The organism is Microbacterium paludicola, from assembly GCF_015235415.1.
Classification (GTDB): domain Bacteria; phylum Actinomycetota; class Actinomycetes; order Actinomycetales; family Microbacteriaceae; genus Microbacterium; species Microbacterium paludicola.
Window position 1 is genome coordinate 41,643 of the sequence record NZ_JADGLL010000018.1, and the last position, 17,706, is coordinate 59,348.

Consider the following 17,706-nt stretch of genomic DNA (forward strand, 5'->3'; position numbering starts at 1 on the left):
CCCCCCATGCATCCCGACGCCCTCTCCCTCGACGCGATCTCGCTGCTGCTGATCTGGACGGCGATCGTGATCTACGCCCTGGCGTTCGTCGCGTACGGGGCCGACCTCGCCAAGCGCTCGCAGCTCTCGCTCGAGCGGCAGGATGCGGCGCGCGAGCTCGTCGGCGTTGGATCCGGATCGGCGGGGCGCGGCACGGTGCTGAACGGCGCGCCGCAGGATGCCGCGCCGGCCGAGAAGCCGCGTCTCGTGATGGGCCGGATCGGCACGTCGCTCACGGTGCTCGGCTTCCTGTTCCACCTCGCGGGAACGGTGCTGCGCGGCGTCGCCGCCGGACGCGTGCCGTGGTCGAACATGTACGAGTTCGCCATGACCGGCACCCTGCTGATCACGGCGGTGTACCTCGGCGTGCTGTTCTGGCGCGACCTGCGGTTCCTCGGCACGTTCATGATCGGCCTCGTCACCGTGCTGATGGGTGGGGCGACGCTCTATCACGTCGACGTCGTGCCGCTGATGGATCCGCTCAAGTCGATCTGGCTCGTCGTGCACGTGTTCGTCGCCTCGCTCGCGACGGCGTTCCTCGCCCTCGGTTTCGGTCTGTCGGTGCTGCAGCTGCTGCAGGCCCGGCGCGAGCGGATCGCCGTCGAGGAGACCGAGCCGAAGCGGTCGTTCCTGCGGACGCTGCCGAGCTCCGAGGCGCTCGAGGGCCTCGCGTACCGCTTCGCGATCATCGGCTTCATCTTCTGGACCTTCACCCTCATCGCCGGCTCGATCTGGGCGCAGGACGCATGGGGCCGCTACTGGGGCTTCGACACCAAGGAAGTGTGGACCTTCATCATCTGGGTCCTCTACGCCGGCTACATCCACGCCCGCGCGACGCGCGGCTGGCGCGGAACGCGCTCGGCCTGGCTGTCGATCGTCGGCTTCGTCGCCGTGATCTTCAACTTCACGATCGTGAACATGTTCTTCGAGGGCCTCCACGCGTACAGCGGGTTGTCCTAGCGGCTCGCTTCGCTCGCGGGGGTACGAGTCAGGGGCGTCGCATCCGTCCGCTGAGACTGCGCCCCGCGACTGAGGGCGCATCCTGCGGCTGAGACTGCGGGTGTGCGCTGCTGTCTCGGACGCGCATCGCTGTGTCGGCCGCGGAGTGCTGTCTCGTCGACCGACGGCACTCGCGAGGGTGTGGCATCCGATCTGCGTTTGTGTTGTTCTCTGTGGGATTCGATTGTATTCTCGATCGCATCCGAAGGAGGACGATGTACGCGACGGAGCGCAGGGAGCTGATCGAGCGGGTGCTGCTCGACGAGGCGCGGGTGTCGGTGGCGGAGCTCGCCGAGCGGCTCGGCGTCACGACCGAGACGGTGCGCCGCGACCTCGCGGTGCTCGAGGAGCACGGCGTGCTGCGGCGCGTCCACGGCGGCGCCGTCGCGGCCGACCGGGGGAGCGCGGCCGAGGTGGATCTGCGCGAGCGTCTCCGCCGCGGCGGGCCCGCGAAGAGCGCCATCGCCCGGCGCGCGCTCGAGGGTCTCGGCACGGGGTTCACCGGATCCGTCCTGCTCGACGCCGGCACCACGACCGGCGCGCTCGCCGACCTGCTGCCCGGCCGCAGCGACGTGCACGTTGTGACGCACTCGGTGGTGCTCGCCGCGGGCCTCACCGGCGCCGGCTACACCGAGCTCACGACGATCGGCGGCCGGATCCGCGGCATCACGGGCGCCGCCGTGGGCGCCGGCACCGTCGGCGCGATCGAGTCCCTCCGGCCGGATGTCGCCTTCGTCGGCGCGAATGGGCTCTCGGCCGCGTTCGGGGCGAGCACGCCCGACCCCGAGGAGGCGGACGTCAAGCGCGCGATCGTGCGCGCCGCGCGCCGCGTCATCCTGCTCGCCGACCGCACCAAGTTCGAGGTCGAGTCGCTGCGCCGGTTCGCCGCTCTGGACGAACTCGACGTGCTCGTGACCGACGAGGCTCCCGCCGGAGCCCTGGGTGAGGCGCTGGACGCCGCGGATGTGGAGGTGTGGGTCGCATGATCGTGACGCTCACGATGAACCCGGCGCTCGACCGGACGGTCGAGCTCGCCTCCGCGCTCGAGAGCGGCCAGGTGCAGCAGGCGCTGGCGGCGCGGGAGGACCCCGGTGGCAAGGGGATCAACGTCGCCCGGGTGCTCGCCGGATCGGGCGCGCCCGTCACCGCCGTCCTGCCGCTCGCGGAGGACGACCCGTACCGCTCCCTGCTCGGCGACCTCCCCGTCCGGACCGTGCCGATCGCCGGGCACGCCCGCGCGAATCTGACCCTGACGGATCCGGACGGCGAGACCACCAAGATCAACCTGCCCGGTCCGGTTCTCGGTGAGGACGCCGCGCGGGCGCTGATCGACGCCGTCGTGACGGAGGTGGATGGGGCCGACTGGCTCGCGCTGTGCGGCTCGCTCCCGCCGGGCCTCGCCCCCGACTTCTATGTGGATGTCGCCCTCGCCGTGCGCGCGCGGTGCGCGCGCCCGCCGAAGATCGCCGTCGACGCCTCCGGGCGGGCCCTCGCCGAGGCCGTCGCCAGCGGCGCTGTCGACCTGATCAAGCCGAACGACGTCGAGCTGATGGATCTGCTCGCGCGCACCGCCCGCGACTCCGGCTTCGCGACGACGCGCGAATCGATGGAGTTCTTCAGCGAGATGCAGAAGAACCTTCGCGCCGACCCCACGGCGGCGCTCGCGTACGCCCGCGTGCTCGTTCCCCACCAGGTGCGGGCGGTGCTCGTGACGCTCGGCGGCGAGGGGGCGATGCTCGTCCACGGCGACGGCGCGTGGTTCGCCACGCCGCCCGAGACGGATGTCCGCAGCACCGTCGGCGCCGGCGACAGCGCGCTCGCCGGGTACCTGCTCGCAGCCGTCGCGGGCGAGGACGGCGCCGGCCGCCTGCGCTCCGCCATCCGATACGGCTCCGGCACCGCCGCTCTTCCCGGCACGCGCCTCGCCACCCCCGCCGACCTGTCGACCGCGGACATCCCCGTCCGCGAGCTCGCCTGATCCACCGCATCGTCGTCGCGGCCCCCGCCGCGCCGCATTCCCTCGAGGAGGAGAAGTGTCCACCATCACCCCGCAGCTCGTGAGCCTCGACGAGGATCTCGGGCCCGACAAGCAGAGCGTGCTGCGCGCCCTGTCCGCCCGCTTCGTCGCGCAGGGCCGCGCGACCGACGCCGACGCGCTGTTCGCCGCAGCCTGGAAGCGCGAGGAGCAGGATGCGACCGGTCTGCCCGGCGGCATCGCGATCCCGCACGCCAAGAGCGCCGTGGTGACGCAGGCGTCCCTCGCCTTCGCGCGCCTGAAGCCCGGCGTCGACTTCGGCGCCGAGGACGAGCCCAGCGACATCGTGTTCATGATCGCGGCGCCCGACACGGCGGCCGAGGAGCACCTCGCCGTGCTGTCGAAGCTCGCGCGCAACCTCATGGATGAGGACTTCCTCGCCGCGCTCCGCGGCGCGGCGGACGCCGACGAGGCGGTCCGGATCGTGCGGGCGGCGATCGGCGAGGAGGCCGCGAGCGAGACGGCGGCCGCCCCCGCGCCGGCCGCGGCCGCCGTGCCGACCGCCGCGGGGGACGGCGCCATCGTCGTCGACGGGCGCCCCGCCCGCATCGTCGCCGTCACCGCCTGCGCGACCGGCATCGCGCACACCTACATGGCCGCCGACGCGCTGACCGCCGCGGCGAAGAAGGCCGGCGTCGAGTTCCAGGTCGAGCCGCAGGGGTCGAGCGGCTACACGGCGATCGACCCGGCCGTCATCGCGGCCGCCGACGCGGTGGTGTTCGCGGTCGACGTCGACGTCCGCGAGCCGCAGCGGTTCGCCGGCAAGCCCGTGATCCGCCGCCCTGTGAAGGCCGGCATCGAGCACGCGACCGAGCTGCTGACACAGGCAGCGCACGCGGCGGAGGACCCGTCGGCCGAGCGCGTTCCCGGCACCGCCGGCGCGGCCGAGGAGAACGAGCGACCTGCCGAGTCGATCGGAGCGCGCATCAAGCGCGTGCTGCTGACGGGCGTGTCGTACATGATCCCGTTCGTCGCCGGCGGCGGCCTGCTCATGGCGCTCGGCTTCCTGCTGGGCGGCTACCAGATCAACGAGGTCGCGAACAAGATCGCCGTCGAGAACGCGCTGTGGAACCTGCCGGACGGCGGGCTGCTTCAGTACCTCGGCGCCGTCGCGTTCGCGATCGGCAACATCTCGATGAGCTTCCTGGTGCCGGCGCTCGCCGGCTACATCGCGTACGCGCTCGCCGACCGGCCGGGGATCGCGCCCGGCTTCGTCGCCGGATCCGTCGCGGTGCTGATGAACGCGGGCTTCATCGGCGGAATCGTCGGCGGCGTCCTCGCGGGCCTCGCCGCGATGTGGCTCGGATCCCTCACCGTGCCGCGGTGGCTGCGGGGCCTGATGCCGGTCGTGATCATTCCGCTGCTCGGCTCGATCTTCGCGAGCGGACTGCTCATCCTGTTCCTCGCGGCGCCCATCGCGGCGCTGATGACCGCCCTCACCGGCGGGCTCAACGGCCTCGCCACGTCGGGCCTGCTGCCGGTGGTCGGCATCATCCTCGGGCTCATGATGTGCTTCGACCTCGGCGGACCGATCAACAAGGTCGCCTACGCCTTCGCGGTCGCGGGGCTGGGCGCGGGCTCGGCCGAGAACCCCGTGCCGTTCTACATCATGGGCGCGGCGATGGCCGCGGGAATGGTGCCGCCGCTGATGATGGCCTTCGCCTCGACGGTGCTCGACCGGGGCGCATTCAGCGAGCCTGAGCGCGAGAACGGAAAGGCCGCGTGGCTGCTCGGCCTGTCGTTCATCTCGGAGGGGGCGATCCCGTTCGCCGCCGCCGATCCGCTGCGAGTCATCCCGGCGTCGATGCTGGGTGGTGCTGTCACCGGGTTCCTGAGCATGCTGTTCGAGGTCGGCTCGCGCGCCCCGCACGGTGGAGCGTTCGTGTTCTTCGCGATCGACCCGCTGTGGGGCTTCGCGATCGCCCTGCTCGCCGGTGTGCTGGTCGGTGGGTTCGCCGTCGTCGGGCTCAAGCGCCTCGCCCGCCGTCGGGTGGAGGCCGTCGCCGCCTGACGCCGCCCTTCTAGCCGCCCTCTTTTACGGAGATGCCGGCTTCTCCGGAGATCCTTCGCGGATCGCATCCTGAGAACCCGGCATCTCCGTAGAACCCGGCGGGCGGCGCCGGGACTCCGGCGGGCGGATCAGGCCGGCGCGGCCTCCAGCAGCGCCCGGGCCGGCAGCGTGCGCTTGCGGCCCACCGCGATCGTGGTGGCGATGAAGGCGAGCACCGCCCACACAAGCAGCGCCACGATGGCACCGCCCGTGCCGCCCGCGTCGGTCACGGCGCCGAGGAGCGCGCGGTAGGCCGGGGCCGTCGGCAGGGCGGCCGAGATGCCCGCGAGCCACTCGGGAAGCGTCGAGACGATGCCGGTGGCGATCCCGATCGCGCCGACCAGCGCGCCGATCCAATGCCCCGCGCCGCCGAACACGGCGACGAGCGCCTGGTGCACCGCGGCGAACGCGACGCCGATCAGGGCGCAGAGGCCGAACAGCGCCGCGGCAGTTCCCGCTTCGTAGCCGCTGACCACCTGCACGACGGCCGCGACGAGCACTCCCTGCACCGCTCCGACGATCGCCGCGGGGAGCAGCGCTCCGCCCGCGAGCGACACCGAGGCGCGGCGCGAGGTGAGCGCCCGCCCGGTGACCGAACGCATCACGAGGAAGGTCGCGAGCCCGCCGAACCACAGCACGATCGCCGCGAGCAGCGGCACGGCCGCCGCGCCGAACAGCGAGACCTCGCCGCCAGCCGACGACGACACCGGATCGGCGACGACCGTCGCGAGGTCGTCCGCCTCGTCGTCGGTGTACGACGGGATCTGCTCGGTCGCGGTGCCGAGGCCGTCCGCGAGCGATCGCGTTCCCCCGGCGAGCTCGCCGATGCCGTCGCCGAGATCGGCGGTGCCGGTGGCGAGCTGGCCGGCTCCCGTGGAGAGCTCACCGGCGCCGCCTGCGAGCTGCGACGAGCCGTCGGCGAGGCCGTTGGCCCCGGTCGCCAGCTGCGCGGCTCCCGTCGACAGCGTGCCGGCGCCCTCGGCCGCCTGGCCCGCTCCGGTGGTGAGCTCGGACGCGCCGCTCGACAGCTGGCTCGCGCCCGTCGACAGCTCGCTCGCGCCGCCGGCGAGGGCGGTCGCGCCCTCCGCGGTCGTGGCGACGCCGGCGGCGTACTCGCGCAGGCCCTGTGCGAGGTCGCCGGCTCCCGTGGCGGCGCTCTCGGCGCCGGTCGCGAGCAGCTCGAACTGCTCCGTGAGCGCGGCGGCGCCGCGCAGCTGCGCGACCAGCGTGGCGGGGGATTCCGCCGCGACCTGACCGAGGGCGGTCGAGGCCGTGCTGGCGCCCGTCGCGTACCCCGCAAGCCGCTCGCAGAAGTCCGCGGACGCGCCGGTGGCGGCGCATTCCTCGCTCAGGGCGGTCAGGCCCGTCGCGACTCCCGCCGCTCCCTCGGTGATCTCCACCGGGATGAGGCCGTTCTGCTCGATGGCGTCGGCGCCCGCGGTGAGCCCCGACCCGATGGGGGCTGCGGTGTCCGCGAGCTGGCGCAGGCTCGGCGCGAGGCCCGGGTTCTGCGCGGTGCCGTCGCCGGCGAGGCCGGTGGCGAGCTGCTGCGCGCCGTCCACCAGGTTGTCGGCCCCGCCGACGAGGCCCGGGTTCTCGGCCGTGCCGTCGCCGGTCATCCCTGCCGCGAGACCGTTCAGGCCCTCCGAGAGCGTGCTCGCGCCGGTGGAGAGCTGGCTTGCGCCGTCCGCGAGACCGGTTGCGCCGTCGGCGATGCCGGCGACGCCGTTCGACAGCTCGGCCGCGCCGCCGGAGATGCCCCCGGCACCTCCCGCGAGCTCGCCGGCGCCGTCGGCCAGCTGCGTGGCGCCCGTCGCGAGCTCGCCCGCTCCGTTGCCGAGCTGGGTCGCCCCGTCGGCGAGCGCGGTCGCGCCCTCCTGGGCCTCGCCGGCGCCGTCCGCGAGCTGCGAGGCGCCGTCGGCGGCCTCGCTGAGCTGGTCGCCGAGCGTCGTGAAGCCGATGAAGACGTTCGACAGCGTCGCCTCCGAGAGCATCTGCCCCATCGACGATGCGGCGACCGTGGCGACCTGGTTGGTGATCGCCTCGTCGGCGAGTCGCGAGTCCGGTGCCGTGGTGACCTCGATGCGCGCCTGCTCGGGCTCGGCGTCCTCACCCGACATCCGCTGCCCGGCCGAGGTCGCGGCGGCCGAGAACTCCTCGGGGATCGTGATGACGGCCTGGTAGGTGCCGTCAGCGAGCCCCTCCGCGGCGTCCTCCTCGTTGGACAGCACCCACGTGAGGTTGCTGGGGGTGTCGTCGGATCCCTCGACGAGGCCGGCCGCGAGCTGGCGGCCGAGAGGGGTGACCTGATCCTGGACCGTGACGGGTTCGTCGTTGTTCACGATGGCCGCGGTCATGTTCTCGAGACGCTCGGTCGGGTTGTACAGCGCGGCGACCAGCACGCCGCCGATCAGGGCGGGAAGCAGCAGCACGCCGACAAGCGTCAGCCACGAGACGGGCTTTGTGCTGCGGGCGCGCTCGATGCCGGTGGCGGCGAGACGGCGGAGGGGGCTCATACGTTCACCTCGAAGTGAGTGGGAGCGGCCGCGACGTCGTGCAGCTGCACGGCGTCCCAGCCTGCGTCGGAGAGGAGGATCTGGGCGGCGCGCGGATCGGATCCGGTCAGCACCACCGTCAGTTCGGTGGGGGAGAGCGCGTGGCGCGCATCGCGCAGCACGGCCGCGACCTGGTCGCGCGCGGCGGGCTCGAGCGCGTCGGCGCCGTGGACGACGACGAGGCGCGTGCCGCCGCGGAGCGCGTCGCGCACGGCGCGCGCCGCGGTCGCCGACTCGGCGCCGAGGAGCGCCAGGCCGACATGCGCGCGCACCCAGGCGGCGCGTCCCGGCAGCAGATGCCCCGACACGCGCAGCAGGCCGTCGGACGGGATCGCACGCCCGGCGATCGCGAGGCCCACGGCACGCGCCGAGCGAGGATCGGCCGAGGTGAGCACGAGCGCTTCGCCCGGCTCGGCGCGCAGGGTCACGCCGGACGCGAGCACGGTGTCCTCGGCCGCGACCTCGAGGTCGTCGGCGGCGATGACCGCGGTGGATCCGGGCTCCGGCCAGTCGGCGAGGGCGCGCTCGCGCTCCACCGCCTCGCCCTCGATGTCGAAGTGCGGCAGGATGCGGTCGAGCCAGCGCGGCATCCACCACGCCTTCTCGCCCAGCAGCGCCATGACGGCGGGGACGAGCGTCATCCGGACGAGGAACGCGTCGATCGCGATGCCGACCGCCAGCGCGAGCGCGATTGGCTTCAGGTTCGAGTCGCCCTCGGGGACGAAGGCCGCGAACACCGCGAACATGATGACCGCGGCGGCCGTGACGACCCGGGCCGAGGCAGCGAATCCGGTGCGCACCGCGTCGACCGCGACGTCCCGTGTGAAGCCCTTCTTGCGGCCGGCGTGCACGTAGTCCTCGCGCATCCGGGATACGAGGAACACCTCGTAATCCATGGCGAGGCCGAACAGCACGCCCATCACGACGATCGGCATGAACGCGATGATCGGGCCCGTGCGGGCGACGTGGAGCAGGTCGGCGCCCCAGCCCCACGAGAACACCGCGGCCACCACGCCGAACGCGGCGAGGATCGACAGCAGGTAGGTCAGGGCGGCTTTGAGCGGCACCCAGACCGATCGGAACACGATCATCAGCAGGATGAACGACAACCCGACAACGAAGATCCCGAACGGCACCAGGGCCCCGCCGAGGCGGTCGGAGATGTCGATGCCGACCGCGGTGGATCCGGTCACCTTCAGGTCGATCCCGTACTCGTCGAGCCATTCGTCGTGGTGGGCGCGCAGCTCGCGCACGAGCTCGCTCGTGGCCGGGTCGTCCGGTCCGGTCTCGGGCACGATCTGCACGATGCCGGTGTCGGCCGTCTCGTTCGGGGTCGCGAGCGCGACCTCCTTGACGCCGTCGATCGCCTCGACCTCGTCCTTCAGGTCGTTCATCAGCCCGAGCGGATCCGTGGACGTCACGATCGTGCCGGTGAGGATGAGCGGGCCGTTGAAGCCGGCGCCGAAGTGCTCGGACGTGAGGTCGAAGCCGATGCGCGCCTCGTTGTCCTTGGGCAGCACTCCCGCGTTGGGGAGCGACAGCGCGAGGCTGCCGACGGGGGCGGCCATGAGACCCAGACCCAGGACGACGGCGACGGTCGTGACGACGGGGTGGCGTGTGACCATGCCGACCCAGCGGGCAGCGAACCCCGTGCGCGGGGCGCGCTCCTTCTTCGGCTTGGGCATCCGGCCGATGGCGCGGTGCTTGACGAAGCCGAGCACCGCCGGGGTGAGGGTCACGGCGATCATCACGGCGATCGCGACCGCCACGGCCGCCGCGATGCCCATCGTGGTGAGGAACGGGATGTTCGCGAAGCCAAGGCCGATCAGGGCGATCAGCACCGTCACGCCGGCGAAGACGACCGCCGACCCCGCGGTGCCCGTCGCGCGCCCGGCCGATTCCTCCGGATCCATCCCCTCGCGGAGCTGATCCTGATGGCGCGCGGCGATGAACAGCGAGTAGTCGATGCCGACGGCGAGGCCCAGCATGAGGGCGAGCATCGGGGTCGTCGCCGAGACCGTCGCCCACTGGGTGGAGGCGACGAGGCCGAGGAGGGAGACGCCGACGCCGATCAGCGCGATGCCGAGGGGGAGGCCGGCGAGCACGAAGGAGCGGAAGGTGATGATCAGCACGAGCAGCGCGATGATCACGCCGACCGCCTCGGTGAGCGTGATGGTGGGAAGCTCGGTCGCGAACAGCTCGCCGCCGAGCGCCGTCTGCGCGCCCTCGGGGAGCTGCTCCGCGAGGTCGTCGACGACGACGTGGAGCGACTCCTTGTCGTCGGCCGTGACGTCGGTCATCGTCCCCTCGAACTGCAGCCGCACGATCGCGGCCGAGTCGTCGTCCGACACCATGCCGGTGACCATCTCGTCGAACGGCGAGGTGACGCTGCTGACGCCCGGGACGTCCTCGAGGGCGGCGACCGTGTCCTCGATCGGATCGCGGTAGGCGGCGTCCGTCACGTCGTCACCGTCCGCGGCCACGACGATGAACTGCGCGCTCGTGCCCGACACCTGCGGGAAGGTGCGGCTGAGCTGCGACAGGCCCTCCTGCGCCTCGGTCCCGGGGATCGAGAAGGCGTTGTCGAACCCCTTGTTCAGCCCGGCCGCGGCCCCGCCGACGGCGGCGAGGATGAGCAGCCAACCGAGCAGCACGCGCCACGGGTGACGGTATGACCAGCGACCGAGCGAGTAGAGCAGGGTGGACACAGGGCGCCTCCGGAAGAGCACTGACAGGGGATTTCGATACAGCGCTGTATCCGATACAAGTGTGTATCGTAATAGCCCGAGAGGCAAACCGGGCTGAGCGTTCGGTATGAACCGGGGAGCGGGATGCAGCACGCAGAGCAGGACGAAGTGAGCGAGCAGGATGCGGCGGCGAGACCGCAGACCCGCAGCCGCGAGAACACCCGCGCGCGCCTGCTCGACGCCGCCGCGCAGGTGTTCGCCGAGGTCGGCCTCGGCGAGGCCTCGGTCGAGGCCATCTGCGAGCGCGCCGGATTCACCCGCGGCGCGTTCTACTCGAACTTCGAATCGAAGGATGAGCTGTTCGTCGAGCTCGCCGGCCGATTCGCCAGCCAGCAGGTCGACGGCGTGCGCCGACGCGTCGCCGCCCTGATCGAGTGCGGCCCCGAGGTCGACGGCGACGAGGCCGGCATGGTCGGGCTCGTCGAGGCGCTCGACGTCCCCGGCGACGTCCGGCTCGCGGTGCTGCTGATGAGCGAGATCAAGGGCCGCGCGATGCGCGACGCCAAGACCGCGGAGGCGTACCTCGCTCAGGATGCGCAGCTGCTCGGCGAGATCGCGCAGCTGCTCGAGGAGATCGCACACGCGAAGGGCCTGCACCTCGCGCTGCCCGCCCACGAGGCCGCCCGCACGGTGCTCACCGCCTGGGAGGGCGCGGCGACCCGCGCGATCATGGCCGGCCTCCCGGAGAAGGAGCTTCTTGAGGCGCGCGCGCAGGAGGTCGGCCGCATCGCCCACCTCATCATCGCGCGGGACTGAAACCGCGGCAGGTGCCGGGCGGCTTCGGCTCGCTCGCAGTCTTTCTCGGCTCGCACGCTCGCGCCGACGCCCCGCTCAACGAGCGAGATCGCTGAGCCTTCCCCCGCTCGTTGAGCGGAAGTGAGCGCCAGCGAACGAACGTCGAAACGGGCTGAGCGAGCGTCAGCGAGTCGAAGCCGGGACCTCAGGCTCCCCGCGACCTGCGAGCACCGCGTAGCACCGCTCGATCCGCTCGAGCCACCACTGTCGGCGCTCCGGCGACGCGGCGTGCTGGTCGAGCAGTGCCGGATCGGGCGTGAGTCGCCCGACAGGGATCACCCCGCCGCGGGGGAGGAGTGGATCCCGCACCACGTCGGCGGCGAGCAGCGACGCGGTGCCGAGGCCGCAGTCGAAGTCGAGCTCGGGCAGGGCGGCCGCGAGTGCGGCGCCCTGCGACAGGCCGATCGACGTGTCCAGCGCGCTGGAGACCACCGCGGGCAGCCCGGCCTCCGCGACGATCTCGAGGGCCCTCCGCACGCCGCCCAGCGGCTGCGCCTTCACGACGATCAGGTCGGCCGCTCCCGCGCGCGCGACCGCGATCGGATCCTGCGCCTTGCGCACGCTCTCGTCCGCGGCGATCGGCAGATCCCAGCGGTGAAGGCGCTCGCGCAGCTCGGCGAGCTCGTCCACCGTGGCGCACGGCTGCTCGAGGTACTCGAGGTCGAACTCGGAAAGCGCGTGCGCGGCGTGCTCGGCCTCGTCGACGTTCCAGCCGCCGTTCGCATCGACCCGGATGCGCCCCTCGGGCCCCATCGCGGCGCGCACCGCCCGCACGCGCGCGACATCCTCATCCAGCGACTGTCCGGGCTCGGCGACCTTCACCTTCACCGTGCGGCAGCCGTCGTATCGGGCGAGCACGTCGGGGACCCGGTCGGCGGCCACGGCCGGCATCGTCGCGTTGACGGGGATGGCGGTGCGCCGCGCCTCGGGCTGCGGCTGCCAGGCGAAGTCGACCGCCGCGGAGAGCCAGGTCGCCGCCTCCTCGTCGCCGTACTCGAGGAAGGGTGAGAACTCCGCCCATCCCTCCGGCCCCTCGATGAGCGCGGCCTCGCGATGATCCACCCCGCGGAAGCGCGTCACGAGCGGCAGCGACACCACCCGCAGCGAGGCGAGGATGTCGGAGAGCTGCGGCGTCATCGCGGCAGGCTCGGGGCTGTCGATGCGGTGCATGCTCTCATCCTGCCCCGCCCGGCTCGGCCTGCCGCGAGCGCCGCGAGCGCCGCGCCGTCGAGACGCTGCACCCTCCACTGGTCCATGCCCACCGCGCCGATCGCCCGGTAGAACCGGATGGCCGGCTCGTTCCAGTCGAGCACCACCCACTCGAAGCGGGTGTAGCCCTGCTCGACGCACTCGCGCGCGAGCGCCCGCATCAGCGCCAGGCCGTAGCCGCGCCCGCGGTGGCGTTCGCTGACGATCAGGTCCTCGAGGTAGATGCCGTTGCGCCCCGTCCACGTCGAGAAGTTCAGGAACCAGATCGCGATGCCGGCGATCTCGCCATCGCGCTCGACGACGTGCCCGTAGACGGTCGGCCGCTCGCCGAACATCGCCTCGTGGATCAGCTCGGGGGTGCTCTCGACCGCGTCCGGTTCGCGTTCGTAGACGGCGAGTTCGGTGATGAGCGCGAAGATCCCCGGCACGTCGGCGGGGGTGGCGCGGCGCAGGACGGCGCCGTCGTCGAGGGTCTGCATGCGGTCAGGCTATCCAGATCGCAACGACTAACAATGTTGCCGTTGCAATAGTGTGTGCCACACAGTAATGTGATGGACATGAGCGAACGCGACGACATCGAGACCCACCGGCAGGAGCTGCGCCGGGGCACGCTCGTCCTTGCCTGCCTGAGCATGCTGCGCTCGCCCGGCTACGGCTACGGCCTGCTCGAGCAGCTCGACGCGGCGGGCTTCCCCGCCGATGCCAACACGCTGTACCCGCTGCTGCGCCGGCTCGAGAAGCAGGGGTACCTCACGAGCGAGTGGAACACCGACGAGGCGCGGCCCCGCAAGTTCTACCGCACGTCCACCGAGGGCACCGCCCTCGCCGACATCCTCTTCTCCGACTGGCGCGCGATCTCCGGCGCGCTCGGCGGACTCTCCGACTGAACCCGTTCCAAGGAGGAACACGAATGTCCGAACTCATCGACCGCTACGTCGAGGCCGCCACGCGCTCCGTCCCGCAGGCCTCGCGTGACGACATCGCCTCCGAGCTGCGCGCCTCCATCGCCGATCAGCTCGACGACCGCCTCGCCGGCGGCGAGCCGGATGCAGCCGCCGAGCGCGCCGTGCTCACCGAGCTCGGCGACCCCGAGATCCTCGCCGCGAAGTACAGCGACCGGCCGCTTCACCTCATCGGCCCCAAGTACTTCGCCGACTGGAAGCGGCTGCTCATCCTGCTGCTCTGGATCGTCGTTCCCTTCGCGGCGCTCGGCGGCGCGCTCTCCGGAGCCTTCGCCGACGGTGCGACCGGCGACCTCGGCGACCGGATCGGCGGCATCATCGGCGGCGCCATCGGGCTGGCGCTCTCCGTTGCCGTGCACGTCGCCTTCTGGGTGACGCTCGTGTTCGCGATCCTCGAGCGCGATGCGGCCATCCGCCCGAAGCGCGCGAAGGGGATCGGCCCGTGGAACCCGGATCTGCTGCCGCTCACCGCGCAGCGGCGCGAGTCGCTCGGCGACGTCGTCGCCTCGTTCGTCTGGCTCGCACTCGCGACGGGCTTCGTGTTCTGGGACCGCGCCTTCGGCGTGGTGTTCGGGCCGGTCGCCGAGGGGCGGCGCATCCCCTTCCTGCACGACGACCTGTGGCCGTGGTGGATCGCCGTCGGCCTCGCCCTCACCGCCGCCTCCGCGCTGATCGGGCTCCTCGGCTACATCCGCCGTCGATGGACGCGGGGCCTCGCGATCGCGAGCGCGGTCGTGACCGCGGTCGGCACGATCCTGGCGATGATCCTCTTCGTGCAGGGCCGGCTCATCCACCCCGCGTTCATCGAGACCGTCCTGCCCATCCCGGCGACGGCGCTGCAGGTGCTCACCGTCTTCCTCGGGGTGGTGATCGTGGGCATCGGCGTCTGGTCGGTGTGGGACGCCTTCCGCCGGCTGCGGGTCTCGGCCCGCTGACGACGAGGCCCCGGGCCGGGATCCCGCATCCCGCCCCGGGGCCTTCGCGGCGCCACTAATCTGGCGCCATGCCTGACTTCGCGACTGACATCCCCGTGCGCCTCGGCGTGCAGATCGCCCCCCAGCACCACGCGTCGTACGCCGTGATCCGAGACGCGGTGACGCGTCTCGAGGACATGGGCGTCGACATCCTGCTCAACTGGGATCACTTCTTCCCGCTGTCGGGCGATCCCGACGGCACCCACTTCGAGGGCTGGAGCATGCTGGCCGCGTGGGCCGAGCAGACCGAGCGCGTGGAGTTCGGCGCCCTCGTCAACTGCAACTCGTACCGCAACCCCGACCTGCAGGCCGACATGGCCCGCACGATCGACCACATCTCGAAGAAGGGCGGCGACACCGGTCGCTTCATCTTCGGCACCGGATCGGGATGGTTCGAGCGCGACTACACCGAGTACGGCTACGAGTTCGGAACGGCGGGCTCCCGCCTGGACGACCTCGCCGAGGCGCTTCCCCGCATCGAGTCGCGCTGGGCGCAGCTGAACCCCGAGCCCACGCGCGACATCCCGATCCTGATCGGCGGCGCGGGGGAGCAGAAGACCCTTCGCCTCGTCGCGCGTCACGCGGACATCTGGCACAGCTTCGTCTCGCCCGAGGACCTGCCCCGCAAGCTCGGCATCATCGAGACCTGGGCCGAGAAGGAGCAGCGCGACACCGCGTCGCTCGTCATCTCGAACGAGCTGAAGGGGCGCGACGAGTCCGACGCGCAAGCGCTGTTCGACGCCGGCGTGCGGCTCTTCACGATCGGCGTCTCGGGCCCCGACATCGACTTCGACGGCGTCGGGCGCTGGCTCGCCTGGCGCGACGGCCTCAACGGCTGAGCCCCGGGTCGACGACCGAGCGCCGAGCAGGCATCGGCGCGCCGAGCGGGCATGCGCCCGCATGCTGTCTGGCGGCGCGGATGCCTGCTCGGCGGTCAGGACGTCGAGAATAGGCTGGAGCGCGTGACCGACACCTTCGTCTCCGATCTGTTCGACGCGTCCCAGTGGGACGCCGCGCCCGGATCCGAGGCGTACCAGGACATCACCGCCCATGTGTCGAAGGACGGCCGGATCGCGCGCATCGCGTTCGACCGCCCCGAGGTGCGCAACGCGTTCCGGCCCGCGACGGTCGACGAGCTGTACCGCGCGCTCGACGCCGCCCGACAGGATCCGCGGATCGGCGTGGTGCTGCTGACGGGTAACGGGCCGAGCCCGAAGGACGGCGGCTGGGCGTTCTGCTCGGGCGGAGACCAGCGCATCCGCGGCCGCGACGGGTACAAGTACAGCGAGGACGAGACCTCGGTCACCGACGCCGCGCGCGCCGGGCGGCTGCACATCCTCGAGGTGCAGCGGCTCATCCGGTTCATGCCCAAGGTGGTCATCGCCGTTGTGCCCGGCTGGGCCGCGGGCGGTGGGCACTCGCTTCACGTCGTGTGCGACCTCACGATCGCTTCGGCCGAGCACGGCCGCTTCAAGCAGACGGATGCGGATGTCGGATCCTTCGACGCGGGCTACGGGTCGGCGTACTTCGCGCGCCAGATCGGCCAGAAGTTCGCGCGCGAGGTCTTCTTCCTCGCCGAGGAGCATTCCGCGCAGCGCATGTACGAGATGGGCGCCGTGAACCGCGTCGTCCCGCACGCCGAGCTCGAGCGCGAGGCGATCGCGATGGCGCGGGTCATCCTGACCAAGTCGCCCACGGCGATCCGGATGCTGAAGTTCGCGTTCAACGCGGTGGACGACGGCCTTCCCGGCCTGCAGATCTTCGCGGGCGAGACCACCCGCCTCGCCTACGGCACCGACGAGGCCGTCGAGGGCCGCGACTCGTTCCTCGAGAAGCGCGAGCCCGACTGGTCGCCGTACCCCTGGCATTACTGAGCTCATGAGGCTCGACCGGCTCGGCTCAGACGACCCGCGCGATGTGCTGCGCGCGCTTCGCGCCGCGCTCGGCGCGGGCCCGGCGGTCGCGCTCGGCTCATCCGCGGCGCTTCCCGACGAGGTTTCCTCCGGCACCGCGGTCGTTGTGACGACCTCGGGATCCAGCGGCGTGCCGAAGAGCGTGATGCTGTCGCGTGCGGCACTCACCTCCAGCGCGCTCGCGACGGCCGAGCGGATCGGCGCCGGCCAGTGGCTGCTGGCGCTGCCCGCCTCGTACGTCGCGGGGGTGCAGGTGCTTGTGCGCTCGCTGGTGCAGGGAACCGAGCCCGCGGTCCTCGCCGGTCGGTTCTCGCCCGCGGCCTTCGCACATGTCGTCTCGGGCATGCACTCCTCGCGCGGGGGCGAGCGCGTGCCGACCTACACGTCACTCGTGCCCGCGCAGCTGCAGACGCTTGTCGACGCGGCGGACGATGACGCCGACGTGGCCCGTGCCCTGAGGTCGTTCGAGGCCATCCTGATCGGCGGTCAGGCGCTTCCGGTCGCCCTGCGGGAGCGGGCGGCGGAGCTGGGGGCGCGGATCGTCCGCACCTACGGATCCAGCGAGACCGCGGGCGGGTGCGTCTACGACGGCGTGCCGCTCGACGGCGTCACGGTGGCGGCGGTGGACGGCGAGCTGCGGATCAGCGGCCCGACGCTGGCCGACGGATACCTCGGCGACGACGAGCTCACCGAGCGCATCTTCGTGCGGGACGACGCCGGCACGCGCTGGTACCGCACGGGGGACGCCGGCCAGGTCGACGACGGCATCGTGCGGGTGACCGGCCGGATCGACAACGTCATCGTGTCGGGCGGCGTCAACGTCTCGCTCGACCGGGTCGAGCGGATCGTGCGCGAGCTGCTCGACGCGGTCGTGGTCGGTGCTCCGGACGAGCGCTGGGGCGAGACGCCGGTGATCGTGGCCGCCCGGGCGGGCGTGCCCGATCCGGATGCCGCGCTCGCTGCCGCGCGCGAGGCGGTCGCCGCCCAGCTCGGCAAGCCCGCACGGCCGTCGCGCATCCTGCTGCTCGACGAGCTGCCCCGCCTGGCTTCGGGCAAGCCCGACCGCCGGGCGCTGACGGCGATCGCGGCAGGCTAGCGTCGGCACCGCGCGGCCAGGGTCTCCGCGCCTCAGCCGCTCGGCAGGTCGATGCGGATCAGGCGGTCGTCGTCCGGGCCGGGCGAACCCCGGCCGTCGGTGTTGTTCGTGAGGATCCAGACGCCGCCGTGTGGCGCCGCCGCGACATCCCGCAGCCGCCCGAATTCCCCGGCGTGAAGGTCGGCGCTGTGCTCGGGCGCGGCGACCGACATCGCCCGCAGCCGCTCACCGCGGAGGTTCGCGATCAGGATGACGTCATCGATGATCGCCATGCCGCTCGGGCTCGCCTTCGCGGTCGGCCACTGCAGCAGCGGGTCGGCGAAGCCCCGATC

General features: G+C 72.3%; 15 protein-coding genes. 10 read left to right on the forward strand and 5 right to left on the reverse strand.

Annotated features, from left to right (window positions below):
- Window positions 1–6 precede the first annotated feature (6 nt).
- From ccsB to IR155_RS08930, 4 genes are all read left to right on the forward strand, one after another.
- Window positions 7–999 (forward strand): c-type cytochrome biogenesis protein CcsB, encoded by a 993-nt coding sequence (ccsB, locus tag IR155_RS08915; protein WP_135114486.1) that lies wholly within the window; start codon window positions 7–9, stop codon window positions 997–999.
- A 254-nt stretch (window positions 1,000–1,253) separates the two neighbouring features.
- Window positions 1,254–2,024, forward strand: coding sequence for a DeoR/GlpR family DNA-binding transcription regulator (locus IR155_RS08920; RefSeq protein WP_135114487.1), 771 nt, complete (start codon window positions 1,254–1,256; stop codon window positions 2,022–2,024).
- On the forward strand, window positions 2,021–3,016 hold the full coding sequence (locus IR155_RS08925; RefSeq protein ID WP_135114488.1) for a 1-phosphofructokinase family hexose kinase: 996 nt from the start codon (window positions 2,021–2,023) through the stop codon (window positions 3,014–3,016). The genes IR155_RS08920 and IR155_RS08925 overlap by 4 nt, the downstream gene beginning before the upstream one ends.
- A gap of 55 nt (window positions 3,017–3,071) precedes the next feature.
- Window positions 3,072–5,084, forward strand: a complete 2,013-nt coding sequence (locus tag IR155_RS08930; protein WP_135114489.1) for a PTS fructose transporter subunit IIABC — start codon at window positions 3,072–3,074, stop codon at window positions 5,082–5,084.
- A 128-nt stretch (window positions 5,085–5,212) separates the two neighbouring features.
- Here the strand turns inward: IR155_RS08930 and IR155_RS08935 are convergent, their stop codons facing one another.
- Together IR155_RS08935 and IR155_RS08940 are read right to left on the reverse strand one after the other, a co-directional pair.
- On the reverse strand, window positions 5,213–7,639 hold the full coding sequence (locus IR155_RS08935) for a YhgE/Pip domain-containing protein (protein WP_135114490.1): 2,427 nt from the start codon (window positions 7,637–7,639) through the stop codon (window positions 5,213–5,215).
- Window positions 7,636–10,386: an MMPL family transporter gene (locus tag IR155_RS08940; protein WP_135114491.1), complete on the reverse strand. Its 2,751-nt coding sequence runs from the start codon at window positions 10,384–10,386 to the stop codon at window positions 7,636–7,638. Before IR155_RS08940 ends, IR155_RS08935 begins: the two co-directional genes overlap by 4 nt.
- A 123-nt stretch (window positions 10,387–10,509) precedes the next feature.
- Between IR155_RS08940 and IR155_RS08945 the strand changes: the two genes are divergently transcribed.
- Window positions 10,510–11,181 carry a TetR/AcrR family transcriptional regulator gene (locus tag IR155_RS08945; RefSeq protein ID WP_135114492.1) on the forward strand — a complete coding sequence of 224 codons (672 nt, stop codon included), beginning with the start codon at window positions 10,510–10,512 and terminating at the stop codon, window positions 11,179–11,181.
- Between the two features lie 162 nt (window positions 11,182–11,343).
- On the opposite strand, the gene IR155_RS08950 is transcribed toward IR155_RS08945, so the two are convergent.
- Entirely contained in the window at window positions 11,344–12,357 is a 1,014-nt protein-coding gene (locus IR155_RS08950) for an o-succinylbenzoate synthase (RefSeq protein ID WP_135114503.1), read from the reverse strand.
- Window positions 12,354–12,908, reverse strand: a complete 555-nt coding sequence (locus tag IR155_RS08955; RefSeq protein ID WP_135114493.1) for a GNAT family N-acetyltransferase — start codon at window positions 12,906–12,908, stop codon at window positions 12,354–12,356. Before IR155_RS08955 ends, IR155_RS08950 begins: the two co-directional genes overlap by 4 nt.
- A gap of 78 nt (window positions 12,909–12,986) precedes the next feature.
- Here IR155_RS08955 and IR155_RS08960 point away from each other — a divergent pair, with 78 nt between their 5' ends.
- From IR155_RS08960 to IR155_RS08980, 5 genes are all read left to right on the forward strand, one after another.
- On the forward strand, window positions 12,987–13,316 hold the full coding sequence (locus tag IR155_RS08960) for a PadR family transcriptional regulator (protein ID WP_135114494.1): 330 nt from the start codon (window positions 12,987–12,989) through the stop codon (window positions 13,314–13,316).
- Window positions 13,317–13,339: 23 nt separating this feature from the next.
- Entirely contained in the window at window positions 13,340–14,326 is a 987-nt protein-coding gene (locus IR155_RS08965; RefSeq protein WP_135114495.1) for a permease prefix domain 1-containing protein, read from the forward strand.
- Window positions 14,327–14,394: 68 nt separating this feature from the next.
- Complete coding sequence (locus IR155_RS08970; RefSeq protein WP_135114496.1) at window positions 14,395–15,204, forward strand: LLM class F420-dependent oxidoreductase; 810 nt, start codon at window positions 14,395–14,397, stop codon at window positions 15,202–15,204.
- Window positions 15,205–15,327: 123 nt separating this feature from the next.
- Window positions 15,328–16,239: a 1,4-dihydroxy-2-naphthoyl-CoA synthase gene (locus IR155_RS08975; RefSeq protein WP_167760746.1), complete on the forward strand. Its 912-nt coding sequence runs from the start codon at window positions 15,328–15,330 to the stop codon at window positions 16,237–16,239.
- Between the two features lie 4 nt (window positions 16,240–16,243).
- Window positions 16,244–17,374 (forward strand): AMP-binding protein, encoded by a 1,131-nt coding sequence (locus tag IR155_RS08980; RefSeq protein ID WP_135114498.1) that lies wholly within the window; start codon window positions 16,244–16,246, stop codon window positions 17,372–17,374.
- Between the two features lie 32 nt (window positions 17,375–17,406).
- Here the strand turns inward: IR155_RS08980 and IR155_RS08985 are convergent.
- On the reverse strand, window positions 17,407–17,706 hold a 300-nt coding region (locus IR155_RS08985), incomplete at its 5' end, for a PQQ-dependent sugar dehydrogenase (RefSeq protein ID WP_167760747.1).